General features: G+C 72.6%; 17 protein-coding genes and 1 riboswitch. Of the genes, 14 read left to right on the plus strand and 3 right to left on the minus strand.

The window, feature by feature from the left end:
• Positions 1 to 33 precede the first annotated feature (33 nt).
• The 10 genes from ASE68_RS06540 to ASE68_RS06585 all read left to right on the plus strand — a co-directional run bounded on the left by ASE68_RS06540 (position 34) and on the right by ASE68_RS06585 (position 8953).
• On the plus strand, positions 34 to 1608 hold the full coding sequence (locus ASE68_RS06540; RefSeq protein ID WP_055856467.1) for a MoxR family ATPase: 1575 nt from the start codon (positions 34 to 36) through the stop codon (positions 1606 to 1608).
• Positions 1605 to 2291, plus strand: a complete 687-nt coding sequence (locus ASE68_RS06545; RefSeq protein WP_082462079.1) for a hypothetical protein — start codon at positions 1605 to 1607, stop codon at positions 2289 to 2291. The genes ASE68_RS06540 and ASE68_RS06545 overlap by 4 nt, the downstream gene beginning before the upstream one ends.
• Positions 2288 to 4291 carry a VWA domain-containing protein gene (locus ASE68_RS06550; RefSeq protein WP_235480774.1) on the plus strand — a complete coding sequence of 668 codons (2004 nt, stop codon included), beginning with the start codon at positions 2288 to 2290 and terminating at the stop codon, positions 4289 to 4291. Before ASE68_RS06545 ends, ASE68_RS06550 begins: the two co-directional genes overlap by 4 nt.
• Complete coding sequence (locus ASE68_RS06555) at positions 4284 to 4895, plus strand: hypothetical protein (RefSeq protein WP_055856472.1); 612 nt, start codon at positions 4284 to 4286, stop codon at positions 4893 to 4895. Before ASE68_RS06550 ends, ASE68_RS06555 begins: the two co-directional genes overlap by 8 nt.
• Entirely contained in the window at positions 4892 to 6310 is a 1419-nt protein-coding gene (locus tag ASE68_RS06560) for an AMP-binding protein (protein ID WP_055856475.1), read from the plus strand. Before ASE68_RS06555 ends, ASE68_RS06560 begins: the two co-directional genes overlap by 4 nt.
• Positions 6307 to 6609 (plus strand): antibiotic biosynthesis monooxygenase, encoded by a 303-nt coding sequence (locus ASE68_RS06565; protein WP_055856478.1) that lies wholly within the window; start codon positions 6307 to 6309, stop codon positions 6607 to 6609. Before ASE68_RS06560 ends, ASE68_RS06565 begins: the two co-directional genes overlap by 4 nt.
• 79 nt (positions 6610 to 6688) lie before the next feature.
• Positions 6689 to 6754: riboswitch (guanidine-III (ykkC-III) riboswitch) on the plus strand.
• Between the two features lie 14 nt (positions 6755 to 6768).
• Positions 6769 to 7095, plus strand: coding sequence for a multidrug efflux SMR transporter (locus tag ASE68_RS06570; RefSeq protein WP_055856480.1), 327 nt, complete (start codon positions 6769 to 6771; stop codon positions 7093 to 7095).
• A gap of 152 nt (positions 7096 to 7247) precedes the next feature.
• A complete protein-coding gene (locus tag ASE68_RS06575) occupies positions 7248 to 7679 on the plus strand; it encodes a hypothetical protein (protein WP_055856482.1) in 432 nt (143 codons plus the stop codon).
• Positions 7673 to 7894: a helix-turn-helix transcriptional regulator gene (locus ASE68_RS06580; protein WP_055856484.1), complete on the plus strand. Its 222-nt coding sequence runs from the start codon at positions 7673 to 7675 to the stop codon at positions 7892 to 7894. The genes ASE68_RS06575 and ASE68_RS06580 overlap by 7 nt, the downstream gene beginning before the upstream one ends.
• 6 nt (positions 7895 to 7900) lie before the next feature.
• A complete protein-coding gene (locus ASE68_RS06585; protein ID WP_055856486.1) occupies positions 7901 to 8953 on the plus strand; it encodes an NAD(P)-dependent alcohol dehydrogenase in 1053 nt (350 codons plus the stop codon).
• Between the two features lie 96 nt (positions 8954 to 9049).
• Here the strand turns inward: ASE68_RS06585 and ASE68_RS06590 are convergent, their stop codons facing one another.
• The 3 genes from ASE68_RS06590 to ASE68_RS06600 all read right to left on the minus strand — a co-directional run bounded on the left by ASE68_RS06590 (position 9050) and on the right by ASE68_RS06600 (position 12888).
• A complete protein-coding gene (locus ASE68_RS06590; protein WP_055856489.1) occupies positions 9050 to 9997 on the minus strand; it encodes an alpha/beta fold hydrolase in 948 nt (315 codons plus the stop codon).
• Positions 9998 to 10090: 93 nt separating this feature from the next.
• Positions 10091 to 11071, minus strand: coding sequence for a YeiH family protein (locus tag ASE68_RS06595; protein WP_055856492.1), 981 nt, complete (start codon positions 11069 to 11071; stop codon positions 10091 to 10093).
• 35 nt (positions 11072 to 11106) lie between these two features.
• Positions 11107 to 12888, minus strand: coding sequence for a dolichyl-phosphate-mannose--protein mannosyltransferase (locus ASE68_RS06600; protein WP_082462080.1), 1782 nt, complete (start codon positions 12886 to 12888; stop codon positions 11107 to 11109).
• Between the two features lie 73 nt (positions 12889 to 12961).
• On the opposite strand from ASE68_RS06600, the gene rsmI reads away from it, so the two are divergent.
• The 4 genes from rsmI to ASE68_RS06620 all read left to right on the plus strand — a co-directional run bounded on the left by rsmI (position 12962) and on the right by ASE68_RS06620 (position 17486).
• Positions 12962 to 13783 (plus strand): 16S rRNA (cytidine(1402)-2'-O)-methyltransferase, encoded by an 822-nt coding sequence (gene rsmI, locus ASE68_RS06605; RefSeq protein WP_055856496.1) that lies wholly within the window; start codon positions 12962 to 12964, stop codon positions 13781 to 13783.
• 111 nt (positions 13784 to 13894) lie between these two features.
• A complete protein-coding gene (locus ASE68_RS06610) occupies positions 13895 to 14995 on the plus strand; it encodes an NADP-dependent oxidoreductase (protein WP_082462081.1) in 1101 nt (366 codons plus the stop codon).
• 41 nt (positions 14996 to 15036) lie between these two features.
• The gene (metG, locus tag ASE68_RS06615) at positions 15037 to 16596 is read left to right on the plus strand and encodes a methionine--tRNA ligase (RefSeq protein ID WP_055856499.1); all 1560 of its coding nucleotides are present in this window, start codon (positions 15037 to 15039) and stop codon (positions 16594 to 16596) included.
• A complete protein-coding gene (locus ASE68_RS06620; RefSeq protein ID WP_055856502.1) occupies positions 16593 to 17486 on the plus strand; it encodes a TatD family hydrolase in 894 nt (297 codons plus the stop codon). The genes metG and ASE68_RS06620 overlap by 4 nt, the downstream gene beginning before the upstream one ends.
• Positions 17487 to 17501 lie beyond the last annotated feature (15 nt).

The following is a 17501-nucleotide window of genomic DNA, read 5'->3' on the forward strand; positions in this document are numbered from 1 at the left end:
AGATCGCGGAACCCGAACGGTTAGGCTGGCGCGATGTCGGATCGATGGCACAGGGTCTCCGTTTCGCCCACCGCGCCCGGGGCGGGCCACGGCGTGCAACCGTTGGCCGCCGAAGACCTCTTCGCGCAGCCCGTCGAGGCCGCCGCCGCCATCGCGCTCGACGAGAAGCTGCGCCAGGCCTACTACTGGATCGTGAACCGCGCGGTCATCTCGCCGTACTACGACCTCGAGTTCTCGTCGGGTGCGCCGCTGACCTTCGGGCTCGGCGATGCCGGCGCGCAGTTGACCCTGCCGACCGAGGCGTCGTTCTCGTCGAACGTGCTGGTGCCCCTGCTCTCGTTCGCACTCGGCGGCAAGTGCCTGCTCGTCGGCGGCCCCGGGCGCGGCAAGACGACGGTCGCGGTGATCATGGGCGTGCTCGCCGGCAGCTCGGCCGACGACGTGCGCCGCGGCGTGCAGCAGGGCCAGCCGCAGCTGACCGTGAGCGACCTGGTCGGCATCCCGCTGCCGCGCGACCTCGTGAACGCGTCGCGACTGGCGGACATCGGCATCGCCTGGCGCGAGTGGCTCACGCGGCCGGTGAAGATCGTCGACGAGTACAACCGCATCCCGACGAAGACCCAGTCGGCGCTGCTCACCATGGTCGCAGAGGGGTACGTCGAGAGCCACGACCAGATGCGGCGCACCGCCCCCGAGTCCGGCGTCGAGAGCTGGTTCTTCACCGCGAACGACGACGCCGGCGGCGGTACGTTCCCCGTCATCCAGGCGCTGCGCGACCGCATGGACGTGACCGTGCAGTCGGCCGGGTTCAACAGCCGCTTCTTCGACGAGCTCATCGCACGGGTCGAGGCCGGCGAGAAGCCCGAGGAGCACGTGCCGCAGGAGCTCGTGTTCTCGGGCGACGAGCAGGAGCGCATGCGCGCCGAGATCCGCGCGGTGCCGATGCCGCGAGAGGTGCGGCGACGGCTCGAGTACTTCTTCGGCCACTTCGAGTTCGTGCAGCACGCCGGCCGGCGCTTCGAATACCGCACGAAGGACACCGCCACGACCGCCGGCGGCCGGGTCGGCGAGATCATCGAGGCGAACTCCGGCGCCGACCTCGAGGCCGACCTCGGCGCGCAGACGCTCAACGGGCTCTCGGTGCGAGCCATGCAGACGCTCATCGTCTACGCCAAGGCGATGGCGTGGTTCCGCGGCACCGGCGCGGTGTCGCTCGCCGACGTGGCCGCGGTGCTGCCGTTCGCACTGCGCGGCAAGCTGCTGCCGAACCTCGCCCATCCGCGATTCGACGTCGGCGCGGAGCGGGAGCTCGCGACCGACACGGCGAGCTGGCTCGGCGACCTCTTCGCCGAGTCGTGCCGGCAGTACGACGCGCTCGGGCGCGACCACGACGACCCGGTGGGCGACCTGCTCACCGAGCTCGATCGCGGCCTCGACGGCCTCTCGTCGGTCGACGTCTCCCGCCGCATCACGGCCGTCGAGACGCGCATCCGTCGCATCGCCGACACCGGCAAGCTCTACGGCCGCGACTTCGACGACCTCATGACGCTCAAGTACCTGCACCAGCGGTACACCGCCTACCTGCGGTGGGCGGAGCAGCCCAGATGATCCGCGTCGCGGGCAATGCGGCGAACGCGCCGCTCGCGGCGGTGACGCTCGAGAGCGCGGTGTCGGATGCCGCGGCCCGCTGCCGCGACCTCGATCTCGCGCTCGCGGCGGGCAACGTCGGCCGCAGCGGGGGAGACCCGCTGCGCTTCGCCGTGACGCTCGGCGCCGGGTTCGCCGCACTCGAGGCGGCGCCGTCACGGGCCGATGCCCTCGACCTCGTGGCCGTCGCGGGCTGGCGGGCCGGCGTGCTGGGGCTTCGCGACGACGCGCTCCGGCGCCTCGAGACGATCCGGTCCGACGAGCGGATGCGGCCGGCAGCGGCGGCCGTGCTCGGGCTCGACACCGACGAGCTCGACGGGTTCGTCGAGCGCCAGGCCGACGACCGGTACTGGTGGCCCGGCCGGGATCGCCTCCGCGGATACGTGTGCTCCGCCGGTGGCTTCTCCGGGCTCGGCGGTGCGTGGATCGCACCCCCCGACGGCTGGTGCGCGCTCGCGGAGCCCGGCGCGTTCGGCGTGCACGCCGCCGGCGACTGGTGGCGACTCGACGCCGACGTCTGGGGCGCGAGGCTCATCCGCCTCGCCGAGGCCCCCGAGGCATCGGCGACGGCGGACCCGCGCGTGAGCATCGTGTGCCGCCCCGACACGCACTTGGCCTGGCTGCACGTTCGGGATGCCGCGTGAGCGGCGTGCGGGGTGAGGCTCCCGTCATCGGGCCGGTCGACGCCGTGAGCGTGCCGCTCGTCGGCGAGGCCCGCGCGGCCTGGGAGCACGCGCAGGGCCTGTGGGGTGTGCGCATGCACGATGCCGAGCTGCGGCCGGGCGCCGGCGATGCGCAGGGCGCGGCGGCGTGGTTCACGTTCCCGCCCTCGATCGCCGTCGACCCGGTCATGCTCGTCGACGACGGCATCTCGGGGGAGCTCGAGAGCGTCTTCGCCCACGAGCTCGGCCACCACGTGCTCGCGCCGAGCACGCGCGTCGACTCGTTCAAGATCGTGCAGCAGATGGCGCGCGCGCTCGCCGCCGCGGGCGCCGTACCCGTTCGCCCCGAGCCCGCGCAGCGGCTGGCGAACCTCTGGTGCGACCTGCTCGTCAACGCCCGCGTCGCCGTGCTCCAACGTCGACGCGGCGTTCCGGGTGTCGACGTGCCCGAGCCGGGAACCCGGGCGGCGCCGGGCACGACCCCGGGGGTCGTCAGGCTCATGCACGAGCTCTTCCGGGGCGGCTTCGATGCGCAGAGCCGGCTGTGGTGGGTGTACCGCCGCGCCTACGAGCACGTGTGGGGCCTGCCGGCCGGCACGATGTGCCCGGTCGACCCGCCGCCGGTGCCGGTGCGACCCGTCTCGGCGGCCGCCGCCGCGTACGTGCCGAAGCCGCTCTCCGAGGTTCCCGAGAAGTTCCGCGAGCAGGAGCGCGAGCTCCGCGAAGCCCAGGAACGCGCGGCGCGCATCGCCGACGAGCTCTCGCGCATCACGATGACGACGCCCGAGTTCGACGCGGATCGCGTGGCCGGCCTCGTGCGCACCTTCGCGAGCGATCCCGTCGCGGGGGCCCTGCGCTTCGGCGTGCTGACCGCGCCGTACCTCGTCGAGGCCGAACGCGCCGCGCAGTCGGGCGGCGGGCTGGCCGGTGCCCGCGCCATCGGCGGCAGCGGTGGGAACGCCGGCGGATGCTCGTCCGACGCGGCGCCGCCGACGGCCGAGGAGCTCGGGCGCGTGCTCGCCGATCGCCGACTGCAGGAGCCCATGCCTTCGCGCGACCTCGGCGACGCGCCCGGTGCCGACGCGCCCGGCGGTGACGACGGCGAGGGCGACGTCGGGCCTGGCGGCGATGGGCAGGGGCGCGGTCGCGGCCAGGGCTTCAGCGTCGCCCAGACCCTGCGGCTGTACCCCGCATCGGTCGCCGACGACGTGATCGCCACGTGGTACCGCACGACCGCGGCGCCGTGGGTCAGGCCGTTCACCGAACGCAGGCCGGACCGCCCCGTCGCGGACCTGCCGGGGCCGATCGAGCTCTGGGACGCCGGCGACGAGCTCGCGGACCTCGACTGGTCGGCGACGTTGCAGGCGGGTGCGGTGGTCGTGCCGGGCGTGACCACGCGCAGGCGTTCGCGGCTCGACGACGACCCCGAACCCGAGGAGGCGAGCATCGAGCTCGACCTCTACCTCGACTCGTCGGGGTCGATGGCGCGCCCGAGCGAGGGCTCCCCGGCCGTGCTCGCCGGCACGATCCTCGCGCTCTCGGTGCTCCGCGGCGGCGGCCGGGTGCGCGTCACGAGCTTCTCGGCGGCGGGTCAGGTCGCGGGCGGCGAGCGGTTCAGCCGCAATCCCCGCGAGATCGTCTCGTCGCTGGCGTTCTTCTTCGGCAGCGGCACGAGCTTTCCCCTCGACGTCTACGGCGACCGCTATCGACGGCTCGCGCCGCCGCGCGACGGGGTGCGCCGCCATGTCGTCGTGCTCTCCGACGACGGCCTCGTCTCGATGTTCGGCGTCGGCAACGAGCCGTTCGCCGACGTGGCCCGACAGGTTCGCGAGAAGCTCACGACCGGAACGCTCGTGCTCCAGGACCGCTGGCGGCGGGTCGGGCCGCTCGCCGAGGCCGCCGGCTACGACGTCGTCTACCTGGATTCGATGGAGGAGGCGCCGCGCGTGTGCGCGCGCCTCGCGGAGGTGCTGCGTGGCTGACGAAGACGAACGGCTCGCGGCGTGGGCCGTGCTCGCCGGTGACGTGGATGCGGTCTGGGCCGCGGCGCGGCCCGGCCCGTCGCTCGACGCGGTCGCCGCACGGCTCGCGAGCGCGCCCCGCGCGTTCCTCGACGATCGGGTCGTGCTCGCGGCGCTCGCGGGCGACGTGCTGGGCGGGCGGCCGCTCACGGCGCTCGCCTTCGCCGACGATGCTCGCGTGCGGCTCGGCGCGTCGCTGGCCCTCTGGCTCGTCGCGAGCGAAGACCTCGTCGAACCCTTCACACCCGCGATCCGCACCGGCACCACCGCGCTCGCGGTCGACGCGCTCGCCCTGCGGGTCGCGTCGGTCGCCGATCCGCTCGACTGGCTCGCCGACGACGAGCGGCGCGACGAGGCCGCCCGCACCTTCCTGCTCTGGTGCGGATTCCTGCCGGCGGGCGAAGACGCCGCGACCGCGCGTGCACTGCTCGTCGCGCGGGACTCGCTGGCCAGGCACCGCGAGCTCGCGGAGGCCTATGCCGAGCATCGGCATCGCGCCGAGATCGCCCGGCGACTCGCCGATGCGCGTGCGAAGGAGGCCGCGGCGAGGTACTCGACCGAATGAGCGACCCCGACCGGCCCGATCCGCTCGAGCTCGCCGAGTACGCGCCGGGCGAGGCCGCCGTCCTGAGCGACGCCGAGCGATGGCCGACGCTGTCCGACGAGGGCCGCGCCCGGCTCGAGCGGTGGCGGCGGCATCCGCACGCCCCGCGCTGGGTGCACGCGACCGGCGACCGCCTGCGCGAGGAGCAGCTCGACCGCGTGCGGCGGCCGCTGCCCGTCGAGGGATGGCTCGACGGGCATCTCGCGACGGCGCGTCGCCTCATCCGCTATCGCCGCATGTCGGGGCTCGACCGGCTCGAGGACTTCCCGACCTCGTCGCGCCGCGACCTCGTCGACGACCTCGCCGCGTTCGTGCCGCTCGACGCCGACCTCGACCTCGCCGTGCACGGCACCAGCTCGGGGTCGACGGGCGCCGCACTGGTGCTGCCCGACGAGGTCGAGGAGGTCGCGCGCGGGTTCCACCTGCTCGTGGCGCTCGCGGCCGGCGAGGGCGTCGACTGGCGACCCGACGGCGAGCGCCTCGCGGTCGTGCAGGTCGTGCACCAGCGGCAGGCGTTCACGTACGTGTCGATCGTGAGCTCGTTCGAGCAGCGCGCGATGGCCCGCGTGAACCTGCACGGGTCGGCCTGGCCGACGGATGCCGCGCGCGCGGCGTTCCTCGCCGATGCCGACCCGCAGGTGGTCACCGGCAATCCCACGAGCCTCGCCGAGCTGCTCGCCCCCGAGGTGCGCTCCGCGATCCGGCCGCTCGCGATCTTCTCGGGCGCCATGGCGCTGTCGGCGCCGTTGCGCGCCGGCCTCGAGCAGGCCTTCGGCTGTCCCGTCTTCGACGTCTACGGCCTGCACGAGACCCGACCGATCGCCGTGCGCACCGACGATGGGCCGTTCCGCGTGCTCGATCGACGGGTGCTCGTCGAGACGCTCGACGCCGACGGACGCACGGTGCCCGACGGCGAGGTCGGCGAGCTCGTCGTGACGGCCGGCGAGAATCCGCTGCTGCCCCTCGTTCGCTACCGCACGGGCGACTTCGGGCGCCTGGTTCGGCTCGCCGACGGTGCGGCGGGCATCGCCGACCTCGAGGGCCGGGAGCACACCCGATTCGTCGCGGCGAGCGGCGACCTCGTGCCGAGCGTCGACCTCACGCAGCAGCTCCAGGCGCACGGTGCGCTCGGTTGGAGCGTGGAGCAGGCCGCCGACGGCGCCGTCACGGCGCGCATCGCCGGCGGTGATGCGCCGGCCGTCGAGGCCGCGCTCGCCGCGCTGCTCGGCCGCGCCGTGGCGGTCGAGCGGGTCGATCGCCTCGCCGACCTCGGCGAGGGCAAGCCGCGCCGGTACCGCAGCCTCGCGGCCGATCCGGCGGGTCGCGCGGCCTCCGCTGATCGGCACGCCCGGCCCGCCGATACGATGGGCGGATGATCCTCGAGCACGCGCTGCTGCCCGTCGTCCCCGGCCTCGAGTCGGAGTTCGAGGCGGCGTTCGACGAGGCCCGCCACATCATCGCGTCGATGCCCGGGTTCGTCGACCTCACGCTCTCCCGCGGCGTCGAGTCGCCGTCGACCTACTTGCTGCTCGTGCACTGGCAGAGCGTCGAGGCGCACGAGGTCGGGTTCCGCGGTTCGCCCGAGTACGAGCTCTGGCGGTCGCTGCTGCACCGGTTCTACGAGCCCTTCCCGGTGGTCGAGCACTTCGACGAGGTGGCGTCGGTCGAGGGCTGACGCCGGGGTCCGCGCCCGGCCCGACAGGCCTGCACAGCGCTGCACAGGGCCTGCACAGCGCGTCCCGGTATGGTCGGGTTCACGGCCGCGATCGCGGCCTCCGGACGAGGGCACCCAGTACCCGGAACGCGACAAGACTGGCTCAGGAGTTGAGCAGTCATGGCTTGGATCGTCCTCATCGCGTCCGGTGTCCTCGAGGCCGTCTGGGCCACCGCCCTCGGTCGTTCGGAGGGCTTCACGAAGCTCTGGCCGTCGATCGTCTTCGGCGTCGCCCTCGTGGCTTCGATGGGCGGCCTCGCCTTCGCCATGCGCGACATCTCGACCGGCACCGCCTACGCCGTGTGGGTCGGCATCGGCGCGGCCCTGACCGTCGTGTGGGCGATGATCACGGGCGACACGGACGTCTCGTGGGCGAAGGTCGCGCTGCTCATCGGCCTGGTCGGCTGCGTCGTGGGCCTGAAGTTCGTCGACGCCGGCGGCCATTAGCGCCACGCCGGGATGACGGTGCAGAGCGGATGCCGGCGGCGCTGCCGACATCCGCTCTGCAGAGCAGCCATGTAAAGAATGCTTGACCTCGGGTTCGGAATGTCTTACATTCGGTGTGTCAAGAATTCTTGACACGCACGGAGGAGGGCACGATGTCGTACGAGGAGAAGGGCGTCTGGTCGTTCCTGGCGATCGCCGTCATCGGCTATGCGGTCTACCTGGGCATCGTGCTCCCGAGGCTCGCGGGCACGCCGATCCCCGACGTCGACTACGTCTGGCCGATGGTCTGGACCATCGGCGGCGCGATCGTCGCCGGCATCGTCTCGCGCATCCTCATCGAGATCGTCGCACCGAGCGAGACCTCCAAGGCAGACCAGCGCGACCGCGAGATCGAGCGCACCGGCGAGCGCGTCGGCAACTCGTTCGTCGTCATCGGCGCCCTGGCCGCCCTGGTCATGGCCTGGTTCGAGGTCGACTGGTTCTGGATCGCCAACGCGGTGTACCTGTGCTTCGTGGTGAGCGGCATCCTCGCGAGCCTCACGAGACTGGCGGCCTACCGCACCGGGGGGTTCCAGGAATGGTGAAGCCCACGCGCGTGACCAACGCCATCCGCGGACTGCGGTTCGCCCACGGCGAGATGACCCAGGCCGACCTTGCTGGTCGCATCGGGGTCACCCGCCAGACCGTCATCGCCATCGAGCAGGGCCGGTACTCGCCGTCGCTGGAACTGGCCTTCCAGATCGCGCGGGTCTTCGGGGTGCCGCTCGACGACGTCTTCCAGTACCCCGAAGGGGAGTGAACGACCATGAACGAGACGCAGCCTGAGACGGATGCCGCCGGGCGGCCCACCACGACCGCCATGCGGGCGGTCGCCCAGCACCGCTACGGCGGGCCGGACGTGCTCGCGCTCGAGACCGTGACGGCGCCCGTGCCGAAGCCCGACGAGGTGCTCGTCGCCGTGCACGCCGTCGACGTCGCCTCGGGCGACGTGCGGGTCATGCGCGGCGAGCCGAAGCTCATGCGGGCGTTCTTCGGATTCCGGAGGCCCCGCGTGCCGACGGTCGGCCGCGACATCGCCGGCACGGTCGCGGCGGTCGGGTCAGCGGTGACCGGGTTCGCCGTCGGCGACCGCGTCTGCGGCGAGGTGTCGCAGGGCGGCTGGGCCGAGGTCGCGGTGCTGCCCGGGCGGTTCGCGGTGCGAGTGCCCGACGATATCCGGTTCGAGGATGCCGCGACCCTTCCGGTCTCGGCCGGCACCGCGCTCCAGGGCTTGCGGCTCGCGGGCATCGACCCCGCGCAGCCGGTCGACGCGTCGGGCGACCGCCATCGCCTGCTCGTCATCGGCGCCTCGGGCGGCGTCGGGGGATTCGCGGTGCAACTCGCCGCGCTCGCCGGCTGGGAGGTCGTGGGGGTCGCCAGCCGGGCGAAGGCCGATCACGTGCGCGCGCTCGGCGCCCACCGCGTGCTCGACCACGGCGGCCCCTGGGCGGACGCCGAGCCCGACGGAGGCTACGACGCCGTGTTCGACCTCGCGGGCGCCCAGTCGCTGAGTCGCCTCGCCCGACTCACGCGGCGCGGCGGCACCGTCGTGCTCTCGGCCGGCGGCGGCGACGGTCTGCTCGGACCGATCCCGCGGCTGCTCGGGGCGATGCTGCGCGGGCCGTTCATGCGCGCGTCGCTGAAGCCCCTCGCGGCAGCCCGCAGCGCCGAAGACCTCGAGGCGCTCATGGCGCTGCTCGCCGACGGTCGCCTCCGCCCGATGATCGACCGCGTCGTGCCGCTCGCCGACGTCCAGAGCGCGGTGCGCGCCTACCTGGCCGGCGAGATCCGCGGCAAGCTCGTGCTCTCGGTGCGCTGAGCGAGCGGGCTCAGCGGGCAGCCACCGGCATCCGTCCTTCGGCGCGATGTCGCCCTCACGGATCGAGCCGGGAGGGACGTGACGGTCGCCGTGCCGTCAGCCGGTCACCCCCCTCCGGGCCTCTTCGATGACGTCGTCGATCGCCGCGCTCACGAGGTCGGGCTGCTCGACCTGGATGCCATGCCCGCTGTCGGTCTCGCTCACGTGCGTGGCGTGCACGGACTCGGTGAGAGCGGACTGCGCCGCCAGCCAGGCCGGCCAGGTCGACTCGCCCGGTGTCACATGCAGGTCCCAGGGCTCGTCCGACGACAGGACGACGGCCGGTACCGACGGCGAGGGTCGGGCGCCGCGGAACTCCACCATCGTCGGCTCGTATGCCGGGCTCTCGGCATCACCCGAGCGGGCGCCCTCGATGGCGGCCATCCACGCCTGCCACTGCTCGGGGCTGAGGGTCTGCTCGAGATGGATCGATGCGGAGTCAACCAGAACGAGACCCACCGTCGCATCAGGATGCGTGCGCGCGAAGAGCTGCGCGATGAGGCCGCCCCATGAGGCGCCGACCAGGACGAACGGGCCGGTCTCGTCGGAGGCCGCGAGCACCGCGTCGAGGTCGTCGACACCCTGCTGGGCGGTCGTCGGTTGAGGCACTGGCGTGGTCGTCGTCGGCGAGCCGTCCTCGAGGGCCACGCCCGGACGGTCGTACGCGCAGACCCTGGTCGATTCGGCGACGGCGGCGAAGACCGGCACGGCGGCGTGTGTCGATTCCGGCGGACTCGACGGCGCATCGGCACCCGCGCCCGGCAGGGTGCTCCATTCGTCGGCGCCGCCGCCCGTGCCCGAAATGAAGACGACGGTCGGCGACCCCGACCCGCGACACGAGAGGAACACCTCACGACCCCCACCGATGGTGACCAGGCCGGACCGGGTGCCGTTCGGCGGTGTCGATCGTTCCGCCGGGTCGAGAGGCGCGCCCGGCATGGCGGCGCTGCAACCGCTCAACGCGATGGCGACCACCAGGATGCCCGCGAGTGTCCTGAAGCGCATGACTCCTCCGTCGCCGTCTTCGGAAACGTGTCCTGCGAATCTAGGCTGATGCGTCGAGGGCGGCAACCGGCCTCCACGGTGTGTGCTCCGGCGTCAGCCGAGCAGCACCGCGCCGTACGCGAGCGTCGCGACGAGCACCCACGACGTGAGGCCGACGACCAGCGCCCGCCACCCGGTGGCCGCGAGGTCGGCGAAGCGGATCGAGGCGCCCAGTGCGAAGAGCGCCATCGCCAGCAGGGCGGTCTGCACGACGTCGGCCGCCTCGAGCACGGGCGTCGGCACCGGCAGGAACGACGCGACCAGCACCGCCACGAGGAAGCCCGCGATGAAGAGCGGCACGATCGGGGGACGCGGGCCGTCGGCCGACACGTGCCTGCGGCGTTCGACCGCCGCGGTGACCGCGACCATCGGCGCGAGCAGCAGCACGCGGGTGAGCTTCACGACGACCGCGATCGCGAGGGCCGCCTGGCCGCCGAGCTGGGCGGTCGCCACGACCTGTCCCACGTCGTGCACGCCCGCACCGACCCAGTGACCGAACTCCACGTTCGACAGGCCGAGCGGATGCCACAGCGCGGGCAGCACGGCGATCGCGAGGGTGCCGCACAGCGTGACGAGCGCCACGGGCACCGCCTGGTCCTCGGCGCGGGCGCGCACCGTCGAGCCCATCGCCCCGATCGCGGAGGCGCCGCAGATCGCGAATCCGCTCGCGACCAGGAGCGGTTGGTGGCCGGGGAGTCCGAGCGCCCGCCCGAGCCCGATGGTGCCGACGAAGGTGAGCACCACGACCGCGACCGTCGTGACGATCGTCACCCAGCCGAGGTCCGCGATGTCGACGAGGCTCAGCTTGAGGCCGAGCAGCACGATGCCCGCGCGGAGCAGGCTGCGTGACGCGGTGCGGAGGCCCGGAGCGAGCCTGCCGTCGAGGAGGCGCTGCACCGCGGGAACCTGCCCGACGACGATGCCGATGGCGACCGCGGCCGTGAGCAGCGGCAGCGCCGGGAGCGCCAGGTGCACGAGCCACGCGACGACGGCCGCGGATGCCGCGACCGCGAGTCCCGGCATCCGTTCGCGCATGTCGACAGGCTAGCCGAGCAGCGGGGGGCGGCCGATCAGCCCCAGGACGGCAGCCAGAAGTGCAGCTGCCGGAAATCGGGCGTGATCGGCATGCCGGTCCAGAGCGGATAGAAGAACGCGGAGACGAGCACCGCGAGCACGAGGTACACGCCGACGGTGGCGATGCCGCGTTCTCGGCGCCACCAGACGTCGTCGCGGCTGCCGAGCACGAGCCCCGCGACCGCGGTGAGCGCGAGGATCATGTACGGCTCGAACGCGATCGAGTAGAACTGGAAGACCGTGCGGTCGAGGTACATGATCCACGGCAGGTAGCCGGCGCCGAGCCCGAGCATGATGAGCCCGACCTGCCACTCGCGGTAGCGGATCAGCCGGTAGACGAGGTAGAGGCAGGCGATCGCGGCCGCCCACCAGATGAGCGGGTTGCCGATGCCCATGATCGACGACCAGCAGGTGTCGGCGCCGCAGCCGCCCGACCCGTCGTCGGTCGAGGCGAAGTACATGTTCGTCGGCCGGATCATGAACAGCCAGGTGAGCGGATTCGACTGCCACGGGTGCTCGGCGTGCACGCCGACGTGGTAGTTGTACGCCGACTGGTGGTAGTGCCAGAGGCTCTGCAGCGCGAGCGGCACCCACGAGAAGACCCCCGAGGCGCGGTTCGCCGGGTCGTCGGCCCAGTGCCGGTCGTACCCGCCGTCGGTGACGAGCCAGCCCGTCCACGAGGAGAGGTACACGACGAACGCGACCGGCACGTACAGCAGGAAGGTCACCGGACCCTGCTTCAGGATGGCGGCGGTCGCCCAGAACGGCACCCCGGCGCGGCGCCTGGCGAGCGCGTCGACGATGACGAGGTAGACGCCGAACGCCGCGAGGAACCACAGGCCCGACCACTTCACGGCCGTGGTCGCGCCGAACGCCGCTCCGGCGGCGATCACCCACGGCCTGGCCCAGAGCGCGGGGCCGTAGTGCGGCTCGTAGCCCGAGGCGCGCGCCAGGTCGAGCCCGCGCTGGAGGCGATCGCGCGCCCACGTGCGATCGATGAGCACGAACCAGAACCCGAGCAGCGCGAAGAGCATGACCCAGTTGTCGAGCAGGGCCACGCGAGACATCACGATCGCGTTGCCGTCGATCGCGAAGAGCAGGCCCGCGATGACCGCGAGGATCGTCGACGGCCACAGGCGACGCGCGATCATCATGAGGATGAAGACCGCGGCCGTGCCGGCGAGCGCGGTCGTCGCGCGCCACCAGAACGCGCTCTCCGCGCCGCCGACGAGGCCCATGCCGAGCGCGATCATCCACTTGCCGAGCGGCGGGTGCACGACGTACGACCCGGCGTCGGTGAACGTGTCGGTGTCGCCGTTCGCGAACTGCTCGTCGGCGCCCTCGGGCCACGTGGACTCGTAGCCGTGGTGCAGGAGCGTCCACGCGTCCTTCACGTAGTACGTCTCGTCGAAGACGATCGCCTGCGGGTGCCCGAGGTTCCAGAAGCGCAGCACCGCCGCGAGCAGCACGACGAGCGCCGGGCCGCCCCAGTACCAGAGGGCCCGCCGACGAGGTGTCGAGAGCGTGCGCGCCCACCAGTCGTCGAGTCGGGTGCCGCGCGGCTCGGGTTCGGGCGCGGGATCCGATGCGCTCTCGGGCGCGGCCTCGGATCCGGGTTCCGCCTCGGGCTGCGCCTGCGGCTCGGCCCCGGCCGCGAGCGTGGACTCGGGTGCGACCGGTGGCGCGACCACGTGCCCCCGCTCGGGCTCGGCCTCGTGGTCGATGGTGCCGACAGACCCGGTGTCGGGGTCGCCCGCGGCATCCGTTCCTGAAGTCATGCGCCCCAGAGTAACCCGCACGGGCCGACCGTGAAGCGACACTCCACACGGCGCGGTGCGCGAGACTGGGGGCATGATCATCCTCGCGGCGACGCCCATCGGAAACCTCGGCGATGCGTCGGTGCGCCTGCGCGAAGCGCTCGAGGAGGCGAAGGTCGTCGCGTCCGAGGACACGCGGGTCACCCAGCGACTGCTCGCGGGCCTCGGCATCGCGAATCGGCCGCGCCTGATCGCCCTGCACGAGCACAACGAACGGCAGAAGGCAGCGGAGCTCGTCGAGCTCGCGCGCGACACCGACCTGCTCGTGCTGAGCGACGCGGGCATGCCGACCGTCTCCGATCCGGGGTTCCCGCTCGTGCAGGCCGCGGCCGCCGCCGGCGTCGAGGTCACGGCGATCCCGGGTCCGAGCGCGGTCATCACGGCGCTCGCCGTGGCCGGCCTGCCGACCGACCGGTTCTCGTTCGAGGGCTTCCTGCCCCGCAAGGCCGGCGACCGGTCGCGCCGCCTCGCCGAACTCGCCGGCGACCGTCGAACGCTCGTGTTCTTCGAGGGCCCCTCGCGCCTGGCCGCGAGCCTCACGGCGCTCGCCGAGGCGTTCGGGGCCGACCGCCGGGCCGCCGTGTGCCGGGAGCTCACGAAGCTGCACGAGGAGGTGCGTCGCGGCCCGCTCGGCGAGCTGGCCGAATGGGCGGCCGCCGGCGTGCGCGGCGAGATCTGCATCGTCGTCGCCGGGGCCGAAGAACGGGCGGCGGATGCCACGACGGCCCTCGACCGCGTGCTCGGGCTCGCGGCATCGGGAACGCGACTGAAGGACGCCGCGTCGCTCGTGGCCGCCGAGACGGGCCTCGGCAAGCGCGATCTCTACGAGGCCGCGCTCGCCGCACGTTCGAGCTGAGCCGGCGAGGGCCGTCGCCCGAACTGCAGCCGGGCTGGGAATCCCGAGCTTTTGTCACCAATTCGGGGGTGATGGGCGGAGAATGGGATCACACGCACAGGGAGGTGCGACATGGCCCACGAAGTCAGGTTCGCAACGTTCGGCGGTCCGGAGGTGCTCGAGATCGTCGAGATGCCGACGCCGGAGCCGGGTGAGGGCGAGGTGCTCGTCGAGGTGTACTCGGCGGGCCTGAATCCGGTCGAGAGCGCGATCCGTCGCGGTGAGCATCCCGAGCGGTGGCGTGTCGACCCGCCGTCGGTGCAGGGGCGCGACCTCGCCGGCCAGGTGATCGCCGTCGGCCCTGGCGTCTCCCGGTTCGACCGCGGCGACGAGGTGCTCGGGTTCGTCGATCGCGGCGCCCAAGCCACCCACGTGGCGGTGCCAGAGGGCAACCTCATCGCCCGCCCGCCCGCGCTGTCGTGGGAGGTCGCGGGTTCGCTCTACACCGCCGGCACCACGGCCTGGACGGTGATCGAGGGGCTGAACCTGCAGCCGAACGACACGGTCGTCGTGACCGCCGCCGCAGGTGGCGTCGGATGCCTCGCCGCGCAGCTCGCACGGCTCCGCGGCGCGAGCGTCATCGGCACGGCGCCCGACGCGCGCTTCGACTTCCTGCGCCAGTTCGGCGTGATCCCGGTTGCGTACGGGCCCGATCTCGCCGGGCGGGTGCGCGGCCTCGCCCCGCATCCGGTGAGCGTGTTCCTCGACTTCCTCGGCGGCGAGTCCGGCGAGGCGCACGCGCTCGGAGTGCATCCGTCGCGCGTCTTCACCCTGACCGACTGGGACGCCGTCGAACGCGACGACGCCGTGCGCGCCGGAGCCGGCGACGTGGTCGCGCTCGGGCGAGTGGCGGCGCTCGTCTCGGCCCGCCGCATCCGCCTGCCGATCGCCGACGTGTTCCCGCTCGATCGAGTGGCCGACGCCTACCGCGCGCTCGAGAAGCGCGAGGCCCCGGGCAAGATCGTGCTCGGCATGCGCGTGGTCGACTACCCGAACCAGCGGGTCGGCGTGCCGGAGCTGAAGCAGCAGGACGTCACGCTCGGCGTGCCGACCGATCACGCGCACGTCGACGTCGAGGAGGCCGTGCCGTCGGCGATCGGCGACGGCAGCGTGCGGCGTCGCCGACGCGAGGCGCACGAGCGTGCGGAGGCCGACGCGCTGGGCCGCGAGTAACGCGGCGATCGCGGCATCCGCTCGCCCGTAGGATTGACGGCATGGCCGAAGGCTCCTCGTTCTATGTCACCACGCCCATCTTCTACGTCAACGACGTTCCCCACATCGGGCACGCCTACACGGAGGTGGCCGCCGACGTGCTCGCGCGCTGGCACCGCCAGGCGGGCGAGCCCACGTGGATGCTCACGGGCACCGACGAGCACGGCCAGAAGATCCTGCGCACGGCGACCGCGAACGGCGTGACGCCGAAGCAGTGGGCCGACAAGCTCGTCGACGAGGCATGGAAGCCGCTCCTCGAGACCGTCGACATCGCCAACGACGACTTCATCCGCACGACCGACGTGCGCCACGAAGAGAACGTGCAGAAGTTCCTGCAGAAGCTCTACGACGACGGCCACATCTACACCGGCGAGTACGAGGGGTACTACTGCGTCGGCTGCGAGGAATACAAGCAGGAGTCCGACCTCGTGCCGGGCACCGGCGAGTACGAGGGCCAGCTCGTCTGCGCGATCCACTCCAAGCCCGTCGAGCTGCTGCACGAGAAGAACTACTTCTTCCGCACCTCGGCCTTCGCCGAGCGCCTGCTCGCGCTCTACGAGGAGCGCCCCGACTTCGTGCAGCCCGAGTCGGCGCGCAACGAGGTGCTCGGCTGGGTGCGCTCCGGACTCTCCGACCTGTCGATCTCGCGCTCGACGTTCGACTGGGGCGTGAAGGTGCCGTGGGACGAGACGCACGTCGTCTACGTCTGGTTCGACGCCCTGCTGAACTACATCACCGCCGTCGGCTATGGCCAGGACGACGAGGAGTTCGCGAGCCGCTGGCCCGCGCAGCACATCGTCGGCAAGGACATCCTCCGCTTCCACGCGGTGATCTGGCCGGCCATGCTCATGGCGGCGGGGCTCGACGTGCCCCGCGGCGTGTTCGGCCACGGCTGGCTCCTCGTCGGCGGCGAGAAGATGTCGAAGTCCAAGCTCACGGGCATCGCGCCCGAGCAGATCACCGACACGTTCGGCTCCGACGCGTTCCGCTACTACTTCCTGCGCGCGATCGCGTTCGGGCAAGACGGCTCGTTCTCGTGGGAGGACCTCTCGGCCCGCTACCAGGCCGAGCTCGCGAACGGCTTCGGCAACCTCGCCTCGCGCGTCATCGCGATGATCACGCGCTACTGCGAAGGCGTCGTGCCCGCGTCGACGGCCCCGACCGAGGCCGACGACGCGATCGTCGCGATCGAGCAGCGGGCGACGGATGCCTCGTGGTCGGCCATCGACCGCATCGCGATCCACGAGGCGATCGCCGCCGTGTGGGAGCTCGTCGACGCGCTGAACGGCTACATCACGAGCGAGGAGCCCTGGGTGCTCGCGAAGGATCCCGCGAACCGGGCCCGGCTCGAGACCGTGCTCGCGACCGCGTACCACGGGCTCGGCACGCTCGCCGTGCTGCTCTCGCCCGTGCTGCCCAAGGCCACGGCGAAGCTCTGGAGCTCGCTCGGCGCGCCCGGCACGGTGCAGGAGCAGCGCATCGACCGTGCGAACGAGTGGGTCGTCGGTGCGCAGGTCGCGCCGCTCGAGGCGCTGTTCCCGCGTATCGAAACGGCTGAATGAGCGCCGAGCACCTCCGCACCAGGAACGACGGCGGCCGACCCGTCGAGTACCCGCCGCTGCCCGAGTCGCTCGCGATCGGCGTCTACGACAACCACACGCACCTCGAGATCGCCGACGGCGCACTGCCGCTCAGCGTGCACGAGCACCTCGAGCGCGCGGCATCCGTCGGCGTGATCGGCGCGGTGCAGGTCGGCACGGATGTCGCGACGAGCCGTTGGTCGGCCGACATGGCCGCGCGCGAGCCGCGCCTGCTGGCCGCCGTGGCGCTGCACCCCAACGAGGCGCCGGAACTCGAGGCGGCCGGCACCCTCGATGACGCGCTCGCCGTGATCGACGAGCTCGCCGCGCAGCCGCGCGTGCGCGCCGTCGGTGAGACGGGGCTCGACTTCTTCCGCACCGAGGCCGACGGCCGGCCCGCGCAGTTCCGCTCCTTCGAGGCGCACATCGACATCGCCAAGCGGCACGACGTGGCCATGCAGATCCACGACCGCGATGCTCACGACGACGTCGTGGCGACCCTGCGGCGCGTCGGCGCGCCCGAGCGCACGGTGTTCCACTGCTTCTCGGGCGGCGACGAGCTGGCGCGGCTCGCGGCATCCGAGGGCTGGTACCTCTCGTTCGCGGGCAACGTGACGTTCAAGAACGCCGAGAACCTCCGCGATGCGCTGCGGGTCGCGCCGCGCGATCGCATCCTCGTCGAGACGGATGCCCCGTACCTGACGCCCGCGCCGCTGCGCGGACGTCCGAACGCGCCCTACCTCGTGCCGCACACGGTCAGGTTCATGGCCGAGGTGCTCGGAGCCGACCTCGACGAGCTCTGCGCCGATCTCGCGTCGAACACGCGACGCGTGTACGGCTCATGGGAGGATGAGGCCCGTGTGGGGGAGTGAACGTTCGACCGGGCG

The organism is Agromyces sp. Leaf222 (genome assembly GCF_001421565.1).
Lineage (GTDB): Bacteria > Actinomycetota > Actinomycetes > Actinomycetales > Microbacteriaceae > Agromyces.

What these genes read in the sequence shown, in the direction of transcription:
- ASE68_RS06620 (WP_055856502.1), top strand. Translation starts at nt 16,593, where the DNA reads ATGAGCGCCGAGCACCTCCGCACCAGGAACGACGGCGGCCGACCCGTC.
- ASE68_RS06590 (WP_055856489.1), bottom strand. Translation starts at nt 9,997, where the DNA reads ATGCGCTTCAGGACACTCGCGGGCATCCTGGTGGTCGCCATCGCGTTG.
- ASE68_RS06540 (WP_055856467.1), top strand. Translation starts at nt 34, where the DNA reads ATGTCGGATCGATGGCACAGGGTCTCCGTTTCGCCCACCGCGCCCGGG.
- ASE68_RS06600 (WP_082462080.1), bottom strand. Translation starts at nt 12,888, where the DNA reads ATGACTTCAGGAACGGATGCCGCGGGCGACCCCGACACCGGGTCTGTC.
- ASE68_RS06580 (WP_055856484.1), top strand. Translation starts at nt 7,673, where the DNA reads ATGGTGAAGCCCACGCGCGTGACCAACGCCATCCGCGGACTGCGGTTC.
- ASE68_RS06595 (WP_055856492.1), bottom strand. Translation starts at nt 11,071, where the DNA reads ATGCGCGAACGGATGCCGGGACTCGCGGTCGCGGCATCCGCGGCCGTC.
- ASE68_RS06570 (WP_055856480.1), top strand. Translation starts at nt 6,769, where the DNA reads ATGGCTTGGATCGTCCTCATCGCGTCCGGTGTCCTCGAGGCCGTCTGG.
- ASE68_RS06560 (WP_055856475.1), top strand. Translation starts at nt 4,892, where the DNA reads ATGAGCGACCCCGACCGGCCCGATCCGCTCGAGCTCGCCGAGTACGCG.
- ASE68_RS06585 (WP_055856486.1), top strand. Translation starts at nt 7,901, where the DNA reads ATGAACGAGACGCAGCCTGAGACGGATGCCGCCGGGCGGCCCACCACG.
- ASE68_RS06545 (WP_082462079.1), top strand. Translation starts at nt 1,605, where the DNA reads ATGATCCGCGTCGCGGGCAATGCGGCGAACGCGCCGCTCGCGGCGGTG.
- rsmI (WP_055856496.1), top strand. Translation starts at nt 12,962, where the DNA reads ATGATCATCCTCGCGGCGACGCCCATCGGAAACCTCGGCGATGCGTCG.
- metG (WP_055856499.1), top strand. Translation starts at nt 15,037, where the DNA reads ATGGCCGAAGGCTCCTCGTTCTATGTCACCACGCCCATCTTCTACGTC.
- ASE68_RS06575 (WP_055856482.1), top strand. Translation starts at nt 7,248, where the DNA reads ATGTCGTACGAGGAGAAGGGCGTCTGGTCGTTCCTGGCGATCGCCGTC.
- ASE68_RS06610 (WP_082462081.1), top strand. Translation starts at nt 13,895, where the DNA reads ATGGCCCACGAAGTCAGGTTCGCAACGTTCGGCGGTCCGGAGGTGCTC.
- ASE68_RS06565 (WP_055856478.1), top strand. Translation starts at nt 6,307, where the DNA reads ATGATCCTCGAGCACGCGCTGCTGCCCGTCGTCCCCGGCCTCGAGTCG.